The following is a 21,437-nucleotide window of genomic DNA, read 5'->3' on the forward strand; positions in this document are numbered from 1 at the left end:
CCCTCGTCATGTGCGGATCACCGCTCGCCGCGGGTCACTGCCCGCCATACGTCCGGCTCATGTTCTGGTACATCGCCTCGGCCTCGGGGCCGAGCTGCGGGCCCGCCAGCCAGGTGTTGTCGAGCGGGCCGATCGACGTGTTCGAGACCAGCTTCGTCTCGCCGTCCACCACCCGGAACCAGCCGCCGCCGGAGGAACCGCCGGTCATGGTGCAGCCGATGCGGTACATCGTGGGCAGCGACGGGCTCAGCGACAGCCGGCCGGGCCGGTCGACGCACTTGAACATCTTCAGGCCGTTGTACGGCGGTGCGGCCGGGTAACCCCAGGCGCCCATGCTGCCGACCTCGGTCGCGGAGGGGGCCGAGAAGTCCACCTCCAGCGCCGCGCCGACCGTCTCCTCCAGTGACTTGCTGCCCTGCTCCGGTTTCACGTGCAGCACGGAGTAGTCGTGCGCGGCGCCGTCGCCGCCGTCCTCCGCACCGCCCTGGATCCACTGGTTGGAGGTCGAGGCCCAGTCGGCCCACCAGGTGCCGTACGGGGCCATCTCGGTGGTCGTCGCGCCCGCCAGCTCGGCCTCGGACTTGCCGAGGTCGTTGTACGAGGGCACGAAGGCGATGTTCCGGTACCAGCCACCGCTGCCGCCGGCGTGCACGCAGTGGCCCGCGGTCCAGACCAGATTGGACTTGCCCGGGTTGTTCACGTCCTTGATGACGGTGCCGGAGCAGACCATCGACCCCTCGGGGGAGTCGAAGAAGACCTTGCCGACCGGTGCGGCGTTGTCGTGGTACGGCGTCTTCTCCGCCACGGCCTCGACAGGCTCCGGCTCCGGATCGGTGGCGCCCTGGCCGGCGGCCGTGTCCTTGGTGGTGACCGCCTTGTCGGCCTCTTTCGCGGACCGCATCCGGTCCGGCTTCCACAGGCCCTCGATCACCGGGTTGACGAAGTCCTTGGCCTCACTGAGCCACTTGTCCTTGTCCCAGTCCTTCCAGCCGCCGTCCTTCCACCGGTCGACGTCGATGCCGTGCTCCTTGAGCCGGTCCGCGAGGTCTCCCGGCAGCTGGACCCCGCCGCCCCCGGTGTCGCCGGCGTCGGCCGCCTGGGAGGTGCCGCCGCTGGGCTTCGCGTCGGCCTCGTCCTTCTCCGAACCGCCGCACGCGGTGGCGGTCAGCGCCAGGGCGGCGACCAGGCCGGTGGCGGCCAGGACGGTACGCCGTCGGCGTGGCGCGGCGGGCATGGGTACGGAACGCATGGTGGATCGACCCCCGTTGGAACGTGTGGATGTGGAACGTACGGATGTTGTTGCCGGGCGCTGCGCTCAGCCCGCGCTCACTGACCGGCGAACTTGCCGCTCACCGCGTCGAACACGCCCTTGGCCTCCTCGCCCAGCCGCGGACCGGCCAGCCAGCCCGCCGTCACCGGGCCGATCGAGGTGTTGGACACCAGCGCCGGCTTGCCGTCGGAGCCGTTCGCGACCCAGCCGCCGCCGGAGGAACCGCCGGTCATGGTGCAGCCGATGCGGTACATCGTCGGGTCGGAGGCGCTGATCGACAGCCGTCCGGGCTTGTCCTCGCACTGGAACATCTTCTGCCCGTCGTACGGCGGGGCGGCCGGGTAGCCGATCGCCTTCATGCTCTCGATCTCCGGCACGGCGGGCGCGTCGAAGTCGACCGGAAGCGCCGCGCCGACGGTTTCCTCCAGCGACCTGCCGTCGCCGCCCTTCTCCGGTGTCACGTGGATGACGGCGAAGTCGTACGAGGCCCCGTCGCCACCGGTCGCTCCGCCCTGCTCGATCCACTGGTCCGAGGTCTGCGCCCAGTCGCCCCACCAGACGCCGTAGGGAGCGAGGTCCTCCTTGGTGGCGTTCTGCAGTTCCTCGGTCGACATGCCCGTGTCGTTGTACGACGGTACGAAGGCGATGTTGCGGTACCAGCCGCCGTTCTTGCCGGCGTGCACGCAGTGGCCCGCGGTCCACACCAGGTTGGACTTGCCGGGGTTGGCCGGGTCCTCGACGACGGTGGCCGAGCAGACCATCGAGCCCTTGGGCGAGTCGAAGAGCAGCTTGCCGGACGTGGCGGCGCTGTCGTGGTACTTGGGCGGCACGGCCGCCGCCTGGACGGGCGCCGGCTCCGGGTCGGTGACGCCCTGGTCACCCGTGAGGTCGTTCTCGTCGACCTCCTGGTCCGGCTCCTCGGCGTCCCGCATCCGGTCCGGGTCCCACAGGTCCTCGATGATCGGGTTGACGAAGTCCTGCGCCTCGCGCAGCCAGTCGTCCTTGCTCCAGTCCTTCCAGGCACCGTCCCGCCACTTGTCGACGTCGATGCCGTGTTCCTTGAGCTTGTCCTTGATGTGGTCCGGGATCCGGATCTCGCCGTTGCCCCCGTCCGCGGCGGACGCGGAGGCCGAGGCGTCGCCGCCCGCCTCGGGGTCGCCGGACTCACACGCGGTGGCGGTGAGCGCGAGCGCCGACACGAGCGCGACGGCGACCGGCGCGGGGGAGGTCCTGCGCCGCCCGCGCTGGTGTCCGCGCGTGGTGAACGACGGCCGTATGGATCGCATGGTGGTGACTCCCCCTGGTGTGAACTGCATAAGAACGGGCCACACACTATGCGGTCGCTGTGGGGGAGTTCCGACGGTACGGCAACGGTTCGGATACAAGCGGCCTGACCTGGCACGCCGTTGCGGCGAGGATCCGGACGACCACCCGTAACCCGGCCGACCGTCCGCGGTTGTAGCGGTGGGGGGCCCGCTGTCCGGGCGCGGCCCCCGCCGAGAGCGGCCGGCGAGCCGGACGCGCGGGGACAGCGGGAGGTCGGAGCCGTGGCGAAGAGCGCAGTACGCAGGGGAACCGCGCGGGAGTGTGCTCCGAGACGCGGGCCGGTGCGCGACGACGCCGCGGCCGGCACCGGGGCGGGCGTCCTTCCGGTCGTACCGGTCCGGGCCCGGGGGCTCACCATCGAGGGCGCCGACGGCCGCCGTTACCTCGACTGTGTGTCCGGGGCGGGGACTCTGCCGCTGGGGCACAACCACCCGGTCGCCCTGCGGGCGATCCGCGAAGTCCTGGACGCGGGCGCCCCCTTGCAGGTCGCCGGCCTCACCACTCCGGTCGAGGAGGCCTTCGTCGCCGAACTGATGCGTACGTTGCCGCCCGGACTGGCCGACCGCGCGCGCGTGCGGTTCTGCGATCCGGCAGGGAAGAACCCGGTCGCCACCGCCGCCGGACTGGTCCGTGCCGCCACCGGCCGGACCCGGGTGATCCACTCCACGGACGCGGACGCGGACGTGGACCCGGACCACGCGGCCGGGACCGGTCTCGCCGCCCCGAGGCCGGAAGAGGCGCTGCCCGCCGGAATGCTCCTGGAACCGGTGCGGAGCCGGGACGGCGTGCTCCCCACGCCGGACGCCGTGCTGCGCCGCCTGCGCCGCGGCACGGCCGAACGGTCCGTTCCGCTGATCGTCGACGAGACCGAGACCGGTGTCGGGCGAACGGGGGCCTTCTGGGCGGTCGAACACAGCGGTGTCGTCCCCGACGTCCTGGTCCTCTCCAAGGCGATCGGCGGCGGACTGCCTCTCGCCGCCGTGGTGTACCGCGACGACCTGCACACGGGGGAGGGGAGCGCCTTCCGCGGCAATCAGCTCGCCATGGCCGCGGGCGCCGCCACCCTCGCCCACGTCCGCGAGCACCGTCTCGCCGAACACGCCGCGGCCCTGGGCGGCCGGACGCTGGCCCGGCTGCGCGGCCTGGCGGAGGACTCTCCGTGCGTCGGCGACGTACGGGGGCTCGGTCTGATGATCGGGATCGAGCTGACGGCACCGGACGGTACGGCCGATGCCGCACCCCGCGGCACTCGCCTCAGTACCGCCGCCGCCGTCCAGCGGGAGTGCCTGCGCCGCGGGCTGATCGTGGACCTCGCGGGCCCGTCCGGGAACGTCGTACGACTGCTGCCGCCGCTGATCGTCACCGAGGAGCAGATGTCGGCGGTGCTGGACCGTCTCGCCGACGCGGTTCAGGCGGTGGAGCGGGGCCCGAGCGGTCACGTCCCGTCGCACGGGGTGCGCGCCGCGCACCGGCCGTAGCGACCCGCAGCCCAGGCCCCCAGCACGTCACGAGGAACCGCGTTGCACACCACCCCCACACCGGAACCGGCGGCCACCGCGGACGCCGGGCCGTCCGTCGCAGCCGCTGCCGCCCACACGTCGGCCCCCTGCACCGTGCCCGCCTCCGGGCCGGCTTCCGGCGTCGTTCCCGCGCCCGCGACCCCCGTCGACGCGTCGGGCGGGCCGGACCCGTACGCCGAGGCGCGGGCCGCGGCCGTGGAGAACCTGCTGCGCTGCTGGGCGCGCGAGACCGACGCCCGTGCCCCCGACGACGGCAGCCTCGCCGTACCGCTGCCGTCGAGCGGTACCGCCCTGGCCGTTCCCGTCCTCTACTGGTCGCCGACGGGATGGCACCGCTTCGGCGCCCCGCGTCTGGCCGACACGCCCGACCCGGCCCCACCCGTCGACGCCGTCACCGTCGCCGCGCTGCTCGTACGGGAGTGCGCCCACGGCCGGGAGGCCGACGGCCGGGGGGCCGACGGGACCGACCTCGTGGCCCGCGTCGCGGACTCCGTCCGCCGCACCGCCGCGATCCTCCGCGAACGGCCGAAGGACCCGGCGCGCGCGCACGCCCCCGGCACCTGCACGGAGCCGGACCTCTTCCTCGCCGCAGAACAGGCCCTTGTCCTCGGGCACCCGCTGCACCCCACCCCGCAGAGCCGGGAGGGCCTCACCGAGGCGGAAGCGCGGCTGTACTCACCCGAACTGCGCGGCGCCTTCCCCTTGCACTGGCTGGCCGTCGCCCCCTCCGTCCTCGCCACCGACTCCGCGTGGACGGAAGGGGGCCGCCTGGTCACCGCGCCCCGGCTCACCGCGCGCCTCCTCGGAAAGGGGGCGGCGGCGCCGGACGGACACGCGGTCCTGCCCCTGCACCCCTGGCAGTTCCGCGCCGTACGGCACCGGCCGGAGACCGAGGCGCTGCTGGACGCGGGGCTGCTCAGGGACCTCGGCGTCCAGGGCGTTCCCTGGTGCCCCACCTCCTCCCTGCGGACCGTCCACCGCACCGGCGCCCCCGCCATGCTCAAGCTCTCCCTGGCCCTGCACATCACCAACTCACGCCGGGAGAACCTCCGCAAGGAACTCCATCGCGGAGTCGAGGTGCACCGTCTGCTGCGCCGGGGCCTGTCCCGTCAGTGGCGGGCCGCCCACCCGAACTTCGACATCGTCCGTGACCCGGCGTGGCTCGCCGTCGACGGGCCGGACGGCAGGCCCGTACGAGGGCTCGACGTCGTCGTCCGGCACAACCCGTTCCGGCCCTCGGACGACGTCTCCTGCGTGGCGGGTCTCGTCGCGCCGCGGCCGGACGGCGGCGACCGGCCCACCACCCGTGTCCCGCGCTCCCGGCTGGCCGAGCTCGTCACCCGGCTGGCCGGCCGGACCGGCCGTGCCCGCGGAACGGTCGCCGCCGAGTGGTTCCTGCGGTACCTCCACCACGTCGTGCGGCCCGTCCTGTGGCTGGACGCCCACGCCGGGATCGCCCTGGAGGCGCACCAGCAGAACACGCTGCTCCTGCTCGACGCCGACGGCTGGCCCGCCGGCGGCCGCTACCGCGACAACCAGGGCTACTACTTCCGCGAGTCGCGCCGCGCGGAACTCGACGCCCGGCTGCCCGGCATCGGTGAGCACAGCGACACGTTCGTCGCCGACCAGGTCACCGACGAGCGCTTCGCGTACTACCTCGCCATCAACAACGTGTTCGGCCTCGTCGGCGCCTTCGGTTCCCAGCGACTCGCCGACGAACGGCTGCTGCTCGCGGCCTTCCGCCTCTTCCTCGAAGACGTCGCCTCCGGTCCCGGCCCGCTGGACAGCCCACTGCCCGCGCTGCTCCTCGACTCGCCCGAACTCCGCTGCAAGGCCAACCTGCTGACCCGTCTGCGGGGCCTCGACGAACTGGTCGGGCCGGTGGACACGCAGTCCGTCTACGTCACCATCGCCAACCCACTGCACGCCTGAGCAACACCTGGCGTCTCCCCTTCCTCGTCCCCGCCCCCGAAAGAGCGACCCCGTGACTTCCACCGACGCGAGCGCCGACGACACCCTGGACCTGCACCTGCCCGCGGAGTTCATCACGCTCTTCGGGAAGGACGGGAAGAAGGGGGCGCCCGATGAGACGCCGCCGCCCCGGCGGACCGGCGGCGATCTGCTCGACCGCGTCACCGACTGGGGCCCGGTCGCCACCGCGGCGGGCGAGTTCCGCCTGGTGCCCGTCCACGCCGATCGGGACCTGCCGCTCATCGACCGCTGGATGAACGACCCCGCCGTCGCCGAGTTCTGGGAGCTGACCGGACCGCAGAGCCTGACCGAGGACCACCTACGGGCCCAGCTGGCCGGTGACGGACGCAGCGTCCCGTGCCTCGGCCTGCTGGAAGGGGTGCCGATGAGCTACTGGGAGCTGTACCGCGCCGACCTCGACCCGCTCGCCCGGTACTGTCCGGTGAGACCGCACGACACCGGCCTCCACCTGCTGATCGGCGACGCCGCCGACCGCGGCCGGGGCATCGGGACGACCCTGATCAGGGCCGTCGCCGAGCTGGTCCTCGGCAGGCGGCCCGCCTGCACGCGCGTGCTCGCCGAACCCGACGTCCGCAACCGTCCGTCCGTCGCCGCGTTCCTCGGCGCCGGGTTCCGGCTGTCCGGCGAGATCGACCTGCCGGCCAAGCGGGCCGCCCTCATGATCCGCGACCGGTCCCCGCGCGAGGTGCCGTGACGCCGTGCCGCCCGCTCGCCGACCATTCCGCCCAGGAGCCACTCGTGCCGCCGCCGTCCCCACAGCCCCACCCGCGTCTCGCAGCCGCAGCCGCAGCCGCGGCCTCAGCCGCCTTCCGTGCCCGTTTGTCAGTCCCGGGCCGTAGGGTGGTCGCGCTATGACGAAGCCCTCTCTCCCCGAACTCCTGCACGCCGCCGTCACCGCCGTCGGCGGCACGGAGCGTCCCGGCCAGGTGACCATGGCCGAAGCCGTCGAGGAAGCCATCGACGGCGGCTCCCATCTGCTGGTCCAGGCCGGCACCGGCACCGGCAAGTCGCTGGGGTACCTGGTGCCCGCGCTGGCCCAGGGGGAGCGGGTCGTCGTGGCCACGGCGACCCTGGCCCTCCAGCGCCAGCTGGTCGAGCGCGACCTGCCCCGCACGGTCGACGCGCTCCACCCGCAGCTGCGCCGCCGCCCGGAGTTCGCGATGCTCAAGGGCCGGTCGAACTACCTGTGCCTGCACCGGCTCCACGAGGGGGTGCCGCAGGACGAGGAGGAGGGCCTCTTCGACCAGTTCGAGGCCGCCGCACCCACCAGCCGGCTGGGCCAGGACCTGCTGCGGATGCGCGACTGGGCGGACGAGACCGAGACCGGCGACCGCGACGACCTGACGCCCGGCGTCTCCGACCGGGCCTGGTCGCAGGTCTCGGTGTCCTCCCGGGAGTGCCTGGGCGCCTCGAAGTGCGCGTACGGCACGGAGTGCTTCGCCGAGATGGCCCGGGAGCGCGCCAAGCTGTCCGAGGTCGTCGTCACCAACCACGCGCTCCTCGCCATCGACGCCATCGAGGGCGCCCCGGTCCTGCCGCAGCACGAGGTGCTGATCGTCGACGAGGCGCACGAGCTGGTCTCCCGGGTCACCGGGGTCGCCACCGGAGAGCTAACCCCCGGCCAGGTCAGCCGGGCGGTGCGCCGGGCCGCGAAGCTGGTCAACGAGAAGGCCGCCGACCAGCTCCAGACCGCCTCCGAGGGCTTCGAGCGGCTGATGGAGCTGGCCCTGCCTGGCCGCCTGGAGGAGATCCCGGAAGACCTCGGATACGCGCTGATGGCGCTGCGCGACGCCTGTCGTACGGTCATCTCCGCGATCGGCGCGACCCGCGACAAGTCCGTGCAGGACGAGGACGCCGTCCGCAAGCAGGCGCTCGCCTCCGTGGAGTCCGTGCACGACGTGGCGGAGCGCATCACCAACGGCTCCGAGTGGGACGTCGTCTGGTACGAGCGGCACGACCGCTTCGGAGCCTCCCTGCGCGTCGCTCCCCTGTCCGTCGCGGGCCTGCTGCGCGAGAAGCTCTTCGCGGACCGCTCGGTGATTCTGACCTCCGCCACCCTGAAGCTGGGCGGCGACTTCAACGGCGTCGGGGCATCCCTGGGCCTCGCCCCCGAGGGCACCGAGGGCGAGGACGTACCCCAGTGGAAGGGCGTCGACGTGGGCTCGCCCTTCGACTACCCCAGGCAGGGCATCCTGTACGTCGCCAAGCACCTGGCCCGCCCCGCCCGGGACGGCGACCGCGGTGACATGCTCGACGAGCTCACCGAGCTGATCCAGGCGGCCGGCGGACGCACGCTGGGCCTGTTCTCCTCGATGCGTGCGGCCCAGCTGGCCGCCGAGGAGCTGCGCTCCCGGATTCCGGAGTACCCGATCCTGCTCCAGGGCGAGGAGACGCTCGGCGAGCTGATCAAGAACTTCGCCGCCGACCCGGAGACCTGCCTCTTCGGCACGCTGTCGCTCTGGCAGGGCGTGGACGTCCCCGGGCCGAGCTGTCAGCTGGTCGTGATGGACAAGATCCCCTTTCCGCGGCCGGACGACCCCTTGATGAGCGCCCGCCAGAAGGCGGTGGAGGAGGCCGGCGGCAACGGCTTCATGGCGGTCGCCGCCACGCACGCCGCGCTGCTGATGGCGCAGGGCGCGGGGCGTCTCGTACGGGCGTCGGGCGACCGCGGTGTGGTCGCCGTACTGGACCAGCGACTGGCCACGGCGCGGTACGGGAGCTATCTGAAGGCCTCACTGCCCGACTTCTGGTTCACCACGGACCGCAATCAGGTCCGCAAGTCGCTCGCCGCGATCGACGCGGCGGCCCGGCGGACGGAGTCCGAGGGCGACTGAGCGACCGGGCCCCGCGCTGTGCGGCCGCCGCACAGCGCGGGGCCCCGGAACCGGCGCAGAGGTCCCGGGGCCCGGTCTGGTCGGCGGGGCGCTGTCGTCGCGTTCCCGCCCGCCGTGGCGCTCAGACGCGGCGCAGTACGGCCACCACCTTGCCGAGGATGGTCGCGTCGTCACCCGGGATCGGCTCGTACGCCGCGTTGTGCGGGAGCAGCCACACGTGGCCGTCCTCCCGCTTGAAGCGCTTGACGGTGGCTTCGCCGTCGAGCATCGCGGCCACGATGTCGCCGTTCTCGGCGACCGGCTGGCGGCGGACCGTGACCCAGTCGCCGTCACAGATGGCGGCCTCGATCATCGAGTCGCCGACGACCTTCAGGACGAACAGCTCGCCGTCACCGACGAGCTGCCGGGGCAGGGGGAAGACGTCCTCGACGGATTCCTCGGCGAGGATCGGACCACCGGCCGCGATGCGCCCGACGAGCGGGACGTACGACGCGGCGGGCTTGCCGGCGGTGTCCGTGGGCTGCACGGAGGCGGCCTGGTCGGAGCCGCGTACCTCGTAGGCGCGCGGGCGGTGCGGGTCGCGGCGCAGGAAACCCTTGCGCTCGAGTGCCATCAGCTGGTGCGCGACGGAGGAGGTGCTGGAAAGGCCGACGGCCTGGCCGATCTCCCGCATCGACGGCGGGTAGCCGCGCCGCTGCACGGAGTCGCGGATGACTTCGATCACCCGGCGCTGGCGGTCGGTCAGTCCCGAGCTGTCCGCCCGGATGCCCGGAGGTCGGCCCGGCAGGGAGCGCTTGTGCCCCTCTGGACTCGCGGCGTCGCTCATCGCGTGCATCGGCTCAGGTCGGCCCTGGGGGCGGTCCTGGGCAGTGATGGCGGCACTGTCGGCGGTGGTGGTCACGTCGGCCCCTCTCGATGGTCTCCCTGCTGCCCAACGGTAGTAGCTTTCGAAAGGTTGCGCCAAACACACGTTCGAGTGAAAAAACGGGAATCGCTCGCCTGGATCGCATGTCTGGGTGTATGGCTACCGCGGTGCCCGACGGACAAAAGCGCGCATTGCTGTACTCTTCACCGCCGTGGTGACAACCTCGGGGATGTCGCTCCAGTCTGCCATCCGCCATCCCGTTCGACGGGGCGGGTCCGCCCATCTGTGCGGTAGTCCCACGCCCCCTCCCCGTGGCGGCCACGGTATCTCCGCATGCCCTCGCTGGATACGGCCGTGCGTGTGCATGTGCGTGCATGCGTGTGCGGCCGCAGGTGCGTGTGCAAGCGCGTGTGAGTGACAGCGGGACCGTCGCGGCCGTACGAGTTCCGTACGGACCGGCGCGACACGCGTGCAGGGCGTGTATGTATGAGCCAATCCCCACATGTAGTGGTTGGATTGCGGGAGCAGCCCACAAGTTGTGGTCCCCCGGGTCTTCGGGCCCGCCGCGATCGCCTATGCTTGGGGCTGCTTCGAGGGGTCTGAAGGGCCCTTTGTGGCTATGGGTCTGCTGTGAGGAGGGTTCGGAGTTCATGCACTGCCCCTTCTGCAGGCACCCCGACAGTCGTGTCGTCGACAGCCGCACCACCGACGACGGCACGTCGATCCGCAGGCGCCGCCAGTGTCCCGACTGCTCCCGTCGTTTCACGACCGTGGAGACGTGCTCGCTCATGGTGGTGAAGCGGTCCGGGGTCACCGAACCCTTCAGCCGCACCAAGGTGATCAACGGCGTGCGCAAGGCCTGCCAGGGCCGGCCCGTCACCGAGGACGCGCTCGCGCAGCTCGGCCAGCGGGTCGAGGAAGCGGTGCGGGCCACCGGAAGCGCCGAGCTGACCACCCACGACGTGGGGCTGGCCATCCTCGGCCCGCTGCAGGAACTCGATCTGGTCGCCTATCTGCGGTTCGCCTCCGTCTACCGGGCGTTCGACTCGCTCGACGACTTCGAGGCCGCGATCGCGGAGCTCAGGGAGACGACCGGGCGAACCGGCGCGGACGGCGACGGCGACGCCGGTGCGGGGAGCCAGGAGAACGACCGCGGGTCCACGGGGGCGGCACAGGTCCCCGAGCCCGCAGGCGCCGCCGACTGACCGGCGGGCCGGACCTGGACTTCGGCGCCCGGGCCCGGCCGGTCGACGGCGAACGAGAAGACCTGTCGCGGGCGGAGCGAGAGACGCCCGCGACACCAGACAGAACACCGTGCCCACGGGAACAATCGGGGCACTTCAGGGCGTTTTCGCCCGTACAGGGAGGCGGCATGACAGAGACGGCGAGCGGTCCGGCACGGAGTTCCCGCGCCAAGGGCACCAAGGCGGGCAAGGGACTCCGCGTCGAGCGCGTCCACACCACTCCCGGCGTCCACCCCTACGACGAGGTGGCCTGGGAGCGTCGTGACGTCGTCATGACCAACTGGCGCGACGGCTCGGTCAACTTCGAGCAGCGTGGCGTCGAGTTCCCCGAATTCTGGTCGGTGAACGCGGTCAACATCGTCACCAGCAAGTACTTCCGGGGCGCCGTCGGCACCCCGCAGCGCGAGGTGAGCCTGAAGCAGCTCATCGACCGCATCGTGAAGACGTACCGGAAGGCCGGTGAGGACCACAAGTACTTCGCCTCGCCCGCCGACGCCGAGATCTTCGAGCACGAGCTGGCCTACGCCCTCCTGCACCAGATCTTCAGCTTCAACAGCCCGGTCTGGTTCAACGTCGGCACGCCCCAGCCGCAGCAGGTCTCCGCCTGCTTCATCCTGTCCGTCGACGACTCCATGGAGTCGATCCTCGACTGGTACAAGGAAGAGGGCATGATCTTCAAGGGCGGCTCGGGCGCCGGCCTGAACCTGTCCCGCATCCGCTCCTCCAAGGAACTGCTCTCCTCCGGCGGCAACGCCTCCGGCCCGGTCTCCTTCATGCGTGGCGCCGACGCCTCCGCCGGCACCATCAAGTCCGGCGGCGCCACCCGCCGCGCCGCGAAGATGGTCATCCTCGACGTCGACCACCCCGACATCGAGGACTTCATCCAGACCAAGGTCAAGGAAGAGGAGAAGATCCGCGCCCTGCGCGACGCGGGCTTCGACATGGACCTGGGCGGCGACGACATCACGTCCGTCCAGTACCAGAACGCCAACAACTCGGTCCGCGTGAACGACACGTTCATGAAGGCCGTGCAGGACGGCGGCAAGTTCGGCCTGACGTCCCGCATGACCGGCGAGGTCATCGAGGAGGTCGACGCCAAGGCGCTCTTCCGCAAGATGGCCGAGGCCGCCTGGGCCTGCGCCGACCCGGGCATCCAGTACGACGACACCATCAACCACTGGCACACCTGCCCGGAGTCCGGCCGGATCAACGGCTCGAACCCCTGCAGCGAGTACATGCACCTGGACAACACGTCCTGCAACCTCGCCTCGCTGAACCTGATGAAGTTCCTGAAGGACGACGGCAAGGGCAACCAGTCCTTCGACGTCGAGCGCTTCTCGAAGGTCGTCGAGCTCGTCATCACCGCGATGGACATCTCCATCTGCTTCGCGGACTTCCCGACGCAGAAGATCGGCGAGAACACCCGCGCCTTCCGCCAGCTCGGCATCGGCTACGCCAACCTCGGCGCCCTGCTGATGGCGACCGGCCACGCGTACGACTCCGACGGCGGCCGCGCCCTGGCCGGCGCCATCACCTCCCTGATGACCGGTACGTCGTACAAGCGCTCCGCCGAACTCGCCGCGATCGTCGGCCCGTACGACGGCTACGCCCGCAACGCGCAGCCGCACCTGAGGGTCATGAAGCAGCACTCCGACGAGAACGCCAAGGCCGTCCGCATGGACGACCTGGACACGCCGGTCTGGGCCGCCGCCACGGAGGCCTGGCAGGACGTGCTGCGCCTCGGCGAGAAGAACGGCTTCCGCAACTCCCAGGCGTCCGTCATCGCCCCGACCGGCACCATCGGTCTGGCGATGTCCTGCGACACCACCGGCCTCGAGCCCGACCTCGCCCTGGTCAAGTTCAAGAAGCTGGTCGGCGGCGGCTCGATGCAGATCGTCAACGGCACCGTCCCGCAGGCCCTGCGCCGCCTGGGCTACCAGGAGGAGCAGATCGAGGCGATCGTCGCCCACATCGCCGAGCACGGCAACGTGATCGACGCCCCCGGCCTCAAGCACGAGCACTACGAGGTGTTCGACTGCGCCATGGGCGAGCGCTCCATCTCCGCGATGGGCCACGTCCGCATGATGGCCGCCATCCAGCCGTGGATCTCCGGCGCCCTGTCCAAGACGGTCAACCTGCCGGAGTCGGCGACCGTCGAGGACGTCGAGGAGGTCTACTTCGAGGCGTGGAAGATGGGCGTCAAGGCGCTCGCCATCTACCGTGACAACTGCAAGGTCGGCCAGCCCCTCTCCGCCAAGACCAAGGAGAAGGAGAAGGCCGAGGTCACGGAGAAGGCCGAGGCGACCATCCGCGAGACGGTCGAGAAGGTCGTCGAGTACCGCCCGGTCCGCAAGCGCCTGCCGAAGGGACGCCCCGGCATCACCACGTCCTTCACCGTCGGCGGCGCCGAGGGCTACATGACCGCCAACTCCTACCCGGACGACGGTCTCGGCGAGGTCTTCCTGAAGATGTCTAAGCAGGGCTCGACCCTCGCGGGCATGATGGACGCCTTCTCCATCGCGGTCTCCGTCGGCCTCCAGTACGGCGTGCCGCTGGAGACGTACGTCTCGAAGTTCACCAACATGCGCTTCGAGCCGGCCGGCATGACGGACGACCCGGACGTGCGGATGGCGCAGTCGATCGTCGACTACATCTTCCGCCGCCTGGCGCTGGACTTCCTGCCCTTCGAGACGCGTTCCGCGCTCGGCATCCACTCCGCCGAGGAGCGCCAGCGCCACCTGGAGACCGGTTCGTACGAGCCGTCCGACGACGAGCTCGACGTCGAGGGCCTGGCCCAGTCGGCGCCGCGCGCCCAGGAGCTGAAGGCCGTCGTCACGCCGAAGGCCGAGGTCGAGGCGGCCAAGCCCGCTCCGCAGCAGGCGCACACCAGCGCCGAGCTGGTGGAGATGCAGCTGGGCATCCAGGCCGACGCCCCGCTGTGCTTCTCCTGCGGCACGAAGATGCAGCGCGCCGGTTCCTGCTACATCTGCGAGGGCTGCGGCTCGACGAGCGGCTGCAGCTGACCTGTAGTGCTCAGTAGCGCTCAATGAGTAAGGGGCGTCCACCAGAGTGGACGCCCCTTACTCATGCACGCGCGCCGTCAGGACCGGCGCGCCGCGCCCATGGTGGCGGCGAAGGCCGCGGGGTCGCCCTCAAAACCGTGGACGCCGGCCCGGAACTCCCACGCCCCCGTCTCGTCCCGCACGAACTCCGCGACCGTCGCCGCGGTCGCGCCCAGTACCCCGCCGAAGTCGTCCGTGGCCAGGTCGGTGTAGCCCTCACGGATGCGCAGGCCCGGGTTGGTCACGTCACCGAAGGTCTGGTCCTCGGTGCGCTGCTGGATCGCGACCCCGACCACCACGCGCGCGTACCGCGCGTCGAGCCGCTCCAGCTCCAGGGTCATGACCTCGTCGAAGCCGAAGCCCTTGCCGTCCTGGCTGTCCCGGTTGAGATAGACGGTGCCGTCGGGGGAGCGGCTGTCGTGGTGCACCACGTAGGCGGGAGCACCGTACGGGTCCTCGGCCAAGTAGGTCCCGGCGACGACGTCCAGGTCGGCGGGTGGCTGCCCCGCCGGGTTCGGATCCCACCGCAGCGCGACCTCGACCTTGCCCATGCCTTTGCTGAGGCCGTTCACAGACTTCCCCTTCCAGGTCCCCCGCCCCTGCCCGGCCACCTCAACTGCCGAGCGGTGACGGCCGGTTGTCCATCCTGCCACGCACAGCGACGCCGGTGGTGACAAGCGGTCCGCCGGACAGTGACCGGTGCCACGTTCCTGGCCTTACGATGGCGCGGTGCTGGTCAAGTGGATTCGCTGCACCGTGGTGGACCGCCGGGGGTTCGAGCGGGGGCAGCGGAAGTGGGCGGGGCTTCCGGGGGAGCCGGGTTTTCGGGGGCAGGGGGGCGGTTGGAGCCGGGGGCGACCGGACGTGGCGCACGTCTTCGCCTTCTGGGAGAGCCGTGCCTTCTACGACTCCTTCATGGCCCGCTCGCACGACCGGCTCGCCTCGGCCCAGGCGGGCACCTTCAAGGACGCGCAGGTCAGGCTCTTCGACTACCGCTTCGACGTGAAGACCGGATTCGAACCCCGCTTCACGGACGCCGACCTGCTGCGGGTGGCGCTCTGCCGCGTGCACGAGGAGCGCGCCGAGCACTACGTCCTCATGCAGGAGAAGGTCTGGAACCCGGCGATGGCCGGCTCGCCCGGGATGATCCGCGGGCTGTTCGGCGAGGCGCCGGGGAACGAGTACCTGGTGCTGTCGATGTGGCGGTCGGCCGCCGAGCACGGCAAGTACCGCACCGAGCGGGTGGAGCGGCTCGCCCTGCGCGCCCAGACGGAGGCCGACATCGCGGCGCTGACGGGTGACATCGTGCAGCTGGAACCCTCCTGGACCGTCTGAGGGCGCGGCCGGCACCCCGGTGCCTGTGTGAGAAGTGTGTGACGTACGCCGTACGGGGCCCCTTCGAGTGCTTGGTTCCGCCCGTCTCGATCTAGGGTGCAAGGCATGGCACGACCACGGCGCATCGTTCTGGTCCGGCACGGCGAGTCGACCGGCAACGTCGACGACTCCGTGTACGAGCGCGAACCCGACCACGCCCTGGCCCTCACCGAGCAGGGCCGGGCGCAGGCGGAGGAGACCGGGAAGGCGCTGCGCGAGGTGTTCGGCCGTGAGCGGGTCAGTGTGTACGTCTCTCCGTACCGCCGCACGCACCAGACGCTGCACGCCTTCCACCTGGACCCGGGGCTGATACGGATCCGGGAGGAGCCCCGGCTGCGTGAGCAGGACTGGGGCAACTGGCAGGACCGTGACGACGTGCGCCTGCAGAAGGCCTACCGGGACGCCTACGGCCACTTCTTCTACCGCTTCGCCCAGGGCGAGTCCGGTGCCGACGTGTACGACCGGGTCGGTGGCTTCCTGGAGAGCCTGTTCCGCAGTTTCGAGGACCCCGACCATCCGCCGAACGTTCTCCTGGTCACCCACGGTCTGGCCATGCGGCTGTTCTGCATGCGGTGGTTCCACTGGACGGTCGCGGAGTTCGAGTCGCTGTCGAACCCCGGGAACGGCGAGATGCGGATGCTCGTTCTCGGTGAGGACGGCAAGTACGGTCTTGACCGGCCCTTCGAACGCTGGCGAGATCCGGAACCGTACGGGATCACCGGCTAGAGTGGCGAGGCGATGACCGCTCATTCAACTCCCGAGGGGCGCCTGGACCGCGCCCTCTCCAGCCTGCGCGGACTGTCGGTGGGGGACGCGCTGGGCTCGCAGTTCTTCGTGCCCGCGAACTACCCGCTGCTCAAGGACCGTGCGTTGCCGCCCGGCACCTGGCAGTGGACGGACGACACGGAAATGGCCTGTTCCGTGGTCTCCGTCCTGGCCACCCACCACCGCATCGACCAGGACGCGCTGGCCCTCTCCTTCGCCCACCACCACGACTTCGACCGCGGCTACGGCCCCGCGGTCAACCGGCTGCTGCGCCTGGTGCGCGAGGGCGGCGACTGGCGCGAGCTCGCCGCCGCGCTGTTCAACGGCCAGGGATCCTGGGGCAACGGTGCGGCGATGCGCATCGCCCCGTTGGGCGCCTGGTACGCGGACGACCCGGAACAGGCCACCCACCAGGCGGAGATCTCCGCCTACCCCACGCACCAGCACCGTGAGGCGGTGGTCGGCGCCATGGCGGTCGCCGCTGCCGCCGCGCTGGCCGCGGACCCCGGCGGGCCTCCCGCCGCGCACGCGCTCCTGGACGGCGTGATCGCGCTGGTGCCGAAGAGCGCGGTCGGTGCCGGGCTGCGACGGGCCCGGGACATGCTCGACTACGGTGACGCCGCGACGGTCGCGGCCGTGCTGGGCTGTGGCAGGCGTACCACCGCCCACGACACCGTTCCCTTCGCCCTCTGGTCGGCCGCGCGGGCCCTCGGGGACTACGAGCGCGCCTTCTGGACGACCGCCCAGGTCGGCGGGGACGTGGACACCACGTGCGCCATCGTGGGCGGCGTGGTCGCCGCGGGCGAGGCGGGTGCGCCGCCGGCCGGCTGGGCGGATCGGGTCGAGGCTCTGCCCGGATGGATGGTCACGACCGTATAGCCACGCTCCGTGCATGCCGGGAACTCTGCGTGACCGCCGCCCGTTGTCATGACATCCGCCGTGCGAGGCAGGCAGCTTCGTACGAGACCGGGTGCCGTGAGAGGGGACGAAGGGGGGAGCGGGGACATGGAAGCGCTGTGGCTGCCGCTCGTCGTGCTGCCGCTCCTGGTGTTCCTCACGCGGTCGAGCACGTGGGCGAGGGGGCGCGGACCGGGCCGGTGCCGGTCGGTCGGGCATCGGCGGCGGGCAGGTGTGCTGCCGCTCGCCGATGGAATCCGCCCGGCCGCCGGTACCGCGACGTCAGCCGATCCCCGGGCCGGCCGAGCCGGAGAGGGCCTCCAGGTCGCTCTTGCGCACCCGGATCACCAGCCACGCCGTGGCCAGGGCGAGGACTGCCATGGCCGCGGCCGGGACGAAGGCCGCCGAGATGCCCTGCGCCAGCACGTCGTGCCCCCAAGGTGCCGGCAGCTGCTGTGTCCGGGCGAACTCCGCCTTCTGCTCCGCCGAGCCGTCGGCGAGGAAGTCCGGCACCTGCTTCTCCGCCTCGTTCTTGCTGGCCGTGCCGAAGACCGTCGTCAGGATGGCGAGGCCGATCGATCCGCCCACCTGCTGACTCGTGTTGAGCAGACCGGACGCGGCGCCCGCCTCGTGCTGGGCGACCCCGGAGACGGCGGTCAGTGTCAGCGTCACGAAGTTCAGCCCCATACCGAATCCGAAGATCAGCATCGGGCCGAGGACGCCGCCGACGTACGAGCTGTCGGAGCTGATCAGGGCCTGCCAGCCGAGTCCGATCGCGGCGAGCGTCGAGCCCGCGATCATGAACGGCTTGGGGCCGAAGACCGGCAGGAACCGCTGGGACAGGCCCGCACCCAGTGCGATGACCACAGTGACCGGCAGGAAGGCCAGGCCGGCTTCGATCGGGGTGTAGCCCAGCACGTTCTGCACGAACAGCACGATGTAGAAGAACATGCCGAACATCGCCGCGGCCAGGCTCAGCATGATCACGTACGTGCCGGAGCGGTTGCGGTCGGCGAACATCCTGAGCGGGGTGATCGGCTCCTTGGCCCGCCGCTCGATGAACACGAAGGCCAGCAGCAGGATCACGGCGGCCGCGAAGGAGCCGATGGTCAGGTTGTCCCGCCAGCCCTCGTCCGCGGCGCGGATGAAGCCGTAGACGAGGGAGGCCATACCCGCCGTCGAGGTCACCGCCCCGGCTATGTCGAAGCGGCCGGAGTGCCGTTCGGACTCGTTGATGTACAGCGGGGTGAGCACGGCGATCAGTACGCCGATGGGCACGTTGACGAACAGGACCCAGCGCCAGTCCAGCCACTCGGTGAGCATGCCGCCCGCCAGCAGACCGATGGCGCCACCGCCCGCCGACACGGCCGCGAAGACACCGAAGGCCCGGTTGCGTTCCGGTCCTTCGGGGAAGGTGGTGGTGATGAGGGCCAGCGAGGTGGGCGACGCGATCGCGCCCCCCACGCCTTGCAGGACGCGAGCCGCCAGCAGCTGCCAGGGTTCCTGGGCGAAGCCACCGAGCAGCGAGGCGAAGGTGAACAGCAGGATGCCGGTCATGAAGACCCGGCGTCGGCCGAGGATGTCTCCGGCCCGGCCGCCGAGCAGCAGCAGACCGCCGAAGGTGAGCGTGTAGGCGCTGACGACCCAGGTGAGGTCGGTGGTGCTGAAACTGAGCGCTTCTTGAATGTGCGGGAGGGCGATGTTCACAATCGTCGCGTCGAGTACCACCATGAGTTGGCAGGCCGCGATGACTGTGAGCGCGATGCCGGGGCGCCCCTCCCGGCGGGCAGCTCCCGGCTTCTGGTCCGGTATCAGAGAGGTTGTCACTATGTGTCCCCCACGAACGAATTAGTGAACGCCCGCGTTCACTGTTGCTTCAACGTTAGTGACTCCCGGACAGTGAACGCAAGCGTTCACTTGTTGGGGTGTCGTGCGGTCCGTCCCCCGCTGTGGCCGCCCGGCGCGACTTTCGTCCCCGAAAACCCGTTGTCCCCGCTCATTGGAGACCTTCGACATGGTTGCTTCGCACTGGGTGGCCGCCTCCGCCCGGACGCCGCCCTCCCGTCGGCGTGGCGCGGTCCTCGAGCGCGCGATCCTCGACGCCGCGCTGGATCAGCTCGGAACCGTCGGCTGGAACGGCCTGACGATGGAGGGTGTGGCCGCCGGCGCGCAGACCGGCAAGGCGGCCGTCTACCGCCGCTGGCCGTCCAAGGAGGACCTCGTCGCGGACGCGCTGCGGTCCGGGCTGCCGCGCTTCGACACGGTGCCGGACCTCGGGAGTGTGCGCGACGACCTGCTGGCGCTCTGTCGCAGAGCGCGCGACGCGATGTTCTCGCGCCCAGGGCTCGCCCTGCGATCAGTCATTCACGAATGCGACAGCGTGCAGGCGGAGCGCTTCCATGCGGTGATCTTCAAGGGTGTGATCGAGCCGACCCTCGCCATGCTCCGAGAGGTCATCACCCGTGGAATAGAGCGGGGCGAAGTCCGGCGTGACGCGGCGAACGCATACGTCTTCGACGCCATCCCGGCAATGATGATGTACCGCTCCAAGATTTGTGGAAGCGAATGGACGGACCAGGAGGTCGAGGAAATGATCGACCGGATGATGGTGCCGTTGCTGCGGCCCGACGGCGCCTGATCCCTGGGCGGCACGGACCCCCGCCACTTTTGGGGAACCGGGGTGTCGCCGGCGGTTCGGGGCGGCGTAGGCTAAGGGCGTCATGCCCTACGAACCGCCTACCCACACCGTCGAGCGCTCACTCCGCGCCACGACCGGAGCGAAGATCATTGCCGGTGTCGACGAGGTGGGGCGCGGCGCGTGGGCCGGGCCGGTCACGGTCTGTGCCGCGGTCACCGGCTTGCGGCGGCCCCCGGTGGGCCTCACCGACTCCAAGCTGCTCACCATCAAGCGACGCACCGAACTCGCCGAGGAACTGCGGACCTGGGTGACGCATCACGCCCTGGGGCACGCCTCGCCGGAGGAGATCGACGCCATGGGGATGACCGCGGCGCTTCGACTGGCGGCGGTGCGAGCTCTGGAAGGCCTGCCGATCCGCCCCGACGCCGTCATCCTCGACGGCAAGCACGACTACCTCGGGGCGCCCTGGAAGGTCCGTACGGTGATCAAGGGTGACCAGTCCTGCGTGGCTGTCGCGGCGGCCTCGGTGCTCGCCAAGGTCCAGCGCGACAAAATGATGGCCGAACTGGGTATCGACCATGCAGACTTCGCTTTCGCGGACAACGCCGGGTACCCGTCTCCCGTGCACAAGGCCGCACTGGAGGAGCGGGGGCCCACTCCGCACCACCGTTTGTCGTGGGCGTATCTTGATGCGCTGCCCCAGTGGCGGCACCTCAAGAAGGTCCGCAGTTGGGTGGAGGGAAGCGTTCCGGAAATCGAGGGCCAGCTCGGATTCGATTTCTGACCGCTCCGCTCGCAGGTACGTGCCACCCGCCGACGCGAGCCGCACCAATGTTTGATAAATATCAGCCCATGCCTCTCATTCCCGAGGAGCCTCAGATTCACGAGAAGGCCCAGGGTCCCCGCGCCACTCCGGCCAGCGGCCGCACCGCGCCGACCCCTCGCCCCGTACCCGGCCCCCGCCCCGCGGCTCCGCCGCGCCCCGGCCGTCCCGGTCCCGCGCGACCGGCGCCGCCGGCGCAACGCGCGTCGCGTGACTCGTCCGCAGCCAAGCCCGGCCCGTCGGGCCCGGCTGCTCCGGCGGCCGCCCCGGCCACCGCGCAGATCCAGCTCATCCCGGCTTCTCCCGAGGGCGCGCTCGACGCGGCCGAGGAGGCCGTGGACATGCTGCTGGACTCCGGCCGCACCCCCGGTGACGTGCTGGTGATCACCACTGGCGATCCGCACCCGTGGGCCGCCCACGAACTCTCCTTCGGTGACGCGGCCTACTGGGCGCAGCACGACGCGGGCGACGACGTCTTCTACGCGGACGCCGCCGTCGCGAGCCGTGCCACGTCCCGGCCGGTGGTCGTGGTGGCGCTCAACGGCGGTCCCGAGGACTCCGCCGTCACGGCCCTGTCCGCGGCGCACGCCCGGGCCGGCGCCCTGCTGATCGTCTGCGGTGACCCGCAGCGCATCAACTCGTTGCTGGGCGCGGGGGTCTGAGCCCGCTCGGCCGGGGCGGCGGACACCGGAGTGATGCGGGGCCGCTCGGCCGGCCCCGCACGGTGCGGGCCTCGTCGTCCCCGGTGGCCGCCGTGCTCGTCGCACTGTGGGGCCGTGGTCGGGCTCTTCCACGGACCTGCCGCCGCACGGGACTTCATGGCGCTG

The 21,437-nt window shown here is 71.2% G+C and carries 17 protein-coding genes; 12 read left to right on the forward strand and 5 right to left on the reverse strand.

Annotated elements, in window-relative coordinates:
• Positions 1-34: 34 nt before the first annotated feature.
• On the reverse strand, positions 35-1,249 hold the full coding sequence (locus tag AMK11_RS32710) for a trypsin-like serine peptidase (RefSeq protein WP_073731744.1): 1,215 nt from the start codon (positions 1,247-1,249) through the stop codon (positions 35-37).
• A 77-nt stretch (positions 1,250-1,326) separates the two neighbouring features.
• Positions 1,327-2,556: a trypsin-like serine peptidase gene (locus tag AMK11_RS32715; protein ID WP_073731745.1), complete on the reverse strand. Its 1,230-nt coding sequence runs from the start codon at positions 2,554-2,556 to the stop codon at positions 1,327-1,329.
• Between the two features lie 321 nt (positions 2,557-2,877).
• Between AMK11_RS32715 and AMK11_RS32720 the strand changes: the two genes are divergently transcribed.
• From AMK11_RS32720 to AMK11_RS32735, 4 genes are all read left to right on the forward strand, one after another.
• On the forward strand, positions 2,878-4,074 hold the full coding sequence (locus AMK11_RS32720) for an aminotransferase class III-fold pyridoxal phosphate-dependent enzyme (protein ID WP_073731746.1): 1,197 nt from the start codon (positions 2,878-2,880) through the stop codon (positions 4,072-4,074).
• Between the two features lie 42 nt (positions 4,075-4,116).
• Positions 4,117-6,048: an IucA/IucC family protein gene (locus tag AMK11_RS32725; RefSeq protein ID WP_073731747.1), complete on the forward strand. Its 1,932-nt coding sequence runs from the start codon at positions 4,117-4,119 to the stop codon at positions 6,046-6,048.
• 52 nt (positions 6,049-6,100) lie between these two features.
• Positions 6,101-6,802, forward strand: a complete 702-nt coding sequence (locus AMK11_RS32730; protein WP_073731748.1) for a GNAT family N-acetyltransferase — start codon at positions 6,101-6,103, stop codon at positions 6,800-6,802.
• A gap of 157 nt (positions 6,803-6,959) precedes the next feature.
• Positions 6,960-8,942 carry an ATP-dependent DNA helicase gene (locus AMK11_RS32735; protein WP_073731749.1) on the forward strand — a complete coding sequence of 661 codons (1,983 nt, stop codon included), beginning with the start codon at positions 6,960-6,962 and terminating at the stop codon, positions 8,940-8,942.
• Between the two features lie 121 nt (positions 8,943-9,063).
• On the opposite strand, the gene lexA is transcribed toward AMK11_RS32735, so the two are convergent.
• Positions 9,064-9,843 carry a transcriptional repressor LexA gene (gene lexA, locus AMK11_RS32740; protein WP_073731750.1) on the reverse strand — a complete coding sequence of 260 codons (780 nt, stop codon included), beginning with the start codon at positions 9,841-9,843 and terminating at the stop codon, positions 9,064-9,066.
• 614 nt (positions 9,844-10,457) lie between these two features.
• On the opposite strand from lexA, the gene nrdR reads away from it, so the two are divergent.
• Positions 10,458-11,012 (forward strand): transcriptional regulator NrdR, encoded by a 555-nt coding sequence (gene nrdR, locus AMK11_RS32745; protein ID WP_073731751.1) that lies wholly within the window; start codon positions 10,458-10,460, stop codon positions 11,010-11,012.
• 167 nt (positions 11,013-11,179) lie between these two features.
• Positions 11,180-14,074 carry a vitamin B12-dependent ribonucleotide reductase gene (locus AMK11_RS32750; protein ID WP_073731752.1) on the forward strand — a complete coding sequence of 965 codons (2,895 nt, stop codon included), beginning with the start codon at positions 11,180-11,182 and terminating at the stop codon, positions 14,072-14,074.
• 77 nt (positions 14,075-14,151) lie between these two features.
• Here the strand turns inward: AMK11_RS32750 and AMK11_RS32755 are convergent, their stop codons facing one another.
• Positions 14,152-14,685, reverse strand: coding sequence for a TerD family protein (locus AMK11_RS32755; RefSeq protein WP_073731753.1), 534 nt, complete (start codon positions 14,683-14,685; stop codon positions 14,152-14,154).
• Between the two features lie 157 nt (positions 14,686-14,842).
• Between AMK11_RS32755 and AMK11_RS32760 the strand changes: the two genes are divergently transcribed.
• The 3 genes from AMK11_RS32760 to AMK11_RS32770 all read left to right on the forward strand — a co-directional run bounded on the left by AMK11_RS32760 (position 14,843) and on the right by AMK11_RS32770 (position 17,131).
• On the forward strand, positions 14,843-15,448 hold the full coding sequence (locus tag AMK11_RS32760; RefSeq protein ID WP_073731754.1) for a YdbC family protein: 606 nt from the start codon (positions 14,843-14,845) through the stop codon (positions 15,446-15,448).
• A 105-nt stretch (positions 15,449-15,553) separates the two neighbouring features.
• On the forward strand, positions 15,554-16,213 hold the full coding sequence (locus AMK11_RS32765; protein ID WP_073731755.1) for a histidine phosphatase family protein: 660 nt from the start codon (positions 15,554-15,556) through the stop codon (positions 16,211-16,213).
• 12 nt (positions 16,214-16,225) lie between these two features.
• On the forward strand, positions 16,226-17,131 hold the full coding sequence (locus AMK11_RS32770; RefSeq protein WP_073731756.1) for an ADP-ribosylglycohydrolase family protein: 906 nt from the start codon (positions 16,226-16,228) through the stop codon (positions 17,129-17,131).
• A gap of 300 nt (positions 17,132-17,431) precedes the next feature.
• On the opposite strand, the gene AMK11_RS32775 is transcribed toward AMK11_RS32770, so the two are convergent.
• Positions 17,432-18,979, reverse strand: a complete 1,548-nt coding sequence (locus AMK11_RS32775) for an MFS transporter (RefSeq protein WP_073731757.1) — start codon at positions 18,977-18,979, stop codon at positions 17,432-17,434.
• 184 nt (positions 18,980-19,163) lie between these two features.
• Between AMK11_RS32775 and AMK11_RS32780 the strand changes: the two genes are divergently transcribed.
• The 3 genes from AMK11_RS32780 (at position 19,164) to AMK11_RS32790 (ending at position 21,272) form a co-directional block, all read left to right on the forward strand.
• The gene (locus tag AMK11_RS32780) at positions 19,164-19,787 is read left to right on the forward strand and encodes a TetR/AcrR family transcriptional regulator (protein WP_073731758.1); all 624 of its coding nucleotides are present in this window, start codon (positions 19,164-19,166) and stop codon (positions 19,785-19,787) included.
• A gap of 82 nt (positions 19,788-19,869) precedes the next feature.
• Positions 19,870-20,571, forward strand: coding sequence for a ribonuclease HII (locus tag AMK11_RS32785; protein WP_073731759.1), 702 nt, complete (start codon positions 19,870-19,872; stop codon positions 20,569-20,571).
• A 68-nt stretch (positions 20,572-20,639) separates the two neighbouring features.
• A complete protein-coding gene (locus AMK11_RS32790; protein ID WP_073731760.1) occupies positions 20,640-21,272 on the forward strand; it encodes a hypothetical protein in 633 nt (210 codons plus the stop codon).
• The last annotated feature ends 165 nt before the right edge of the window (positions 21,273-21,437 follow it).

The organism is Streptomyces sp. CB02414, assembly GCF_001905385.1.
Taxonomy (GTDB): domain Bacteria; phylum Actinomycetota; class Actinomycetes; order Streptomycetales; family Streptomycetaceae; genus Streptomyces.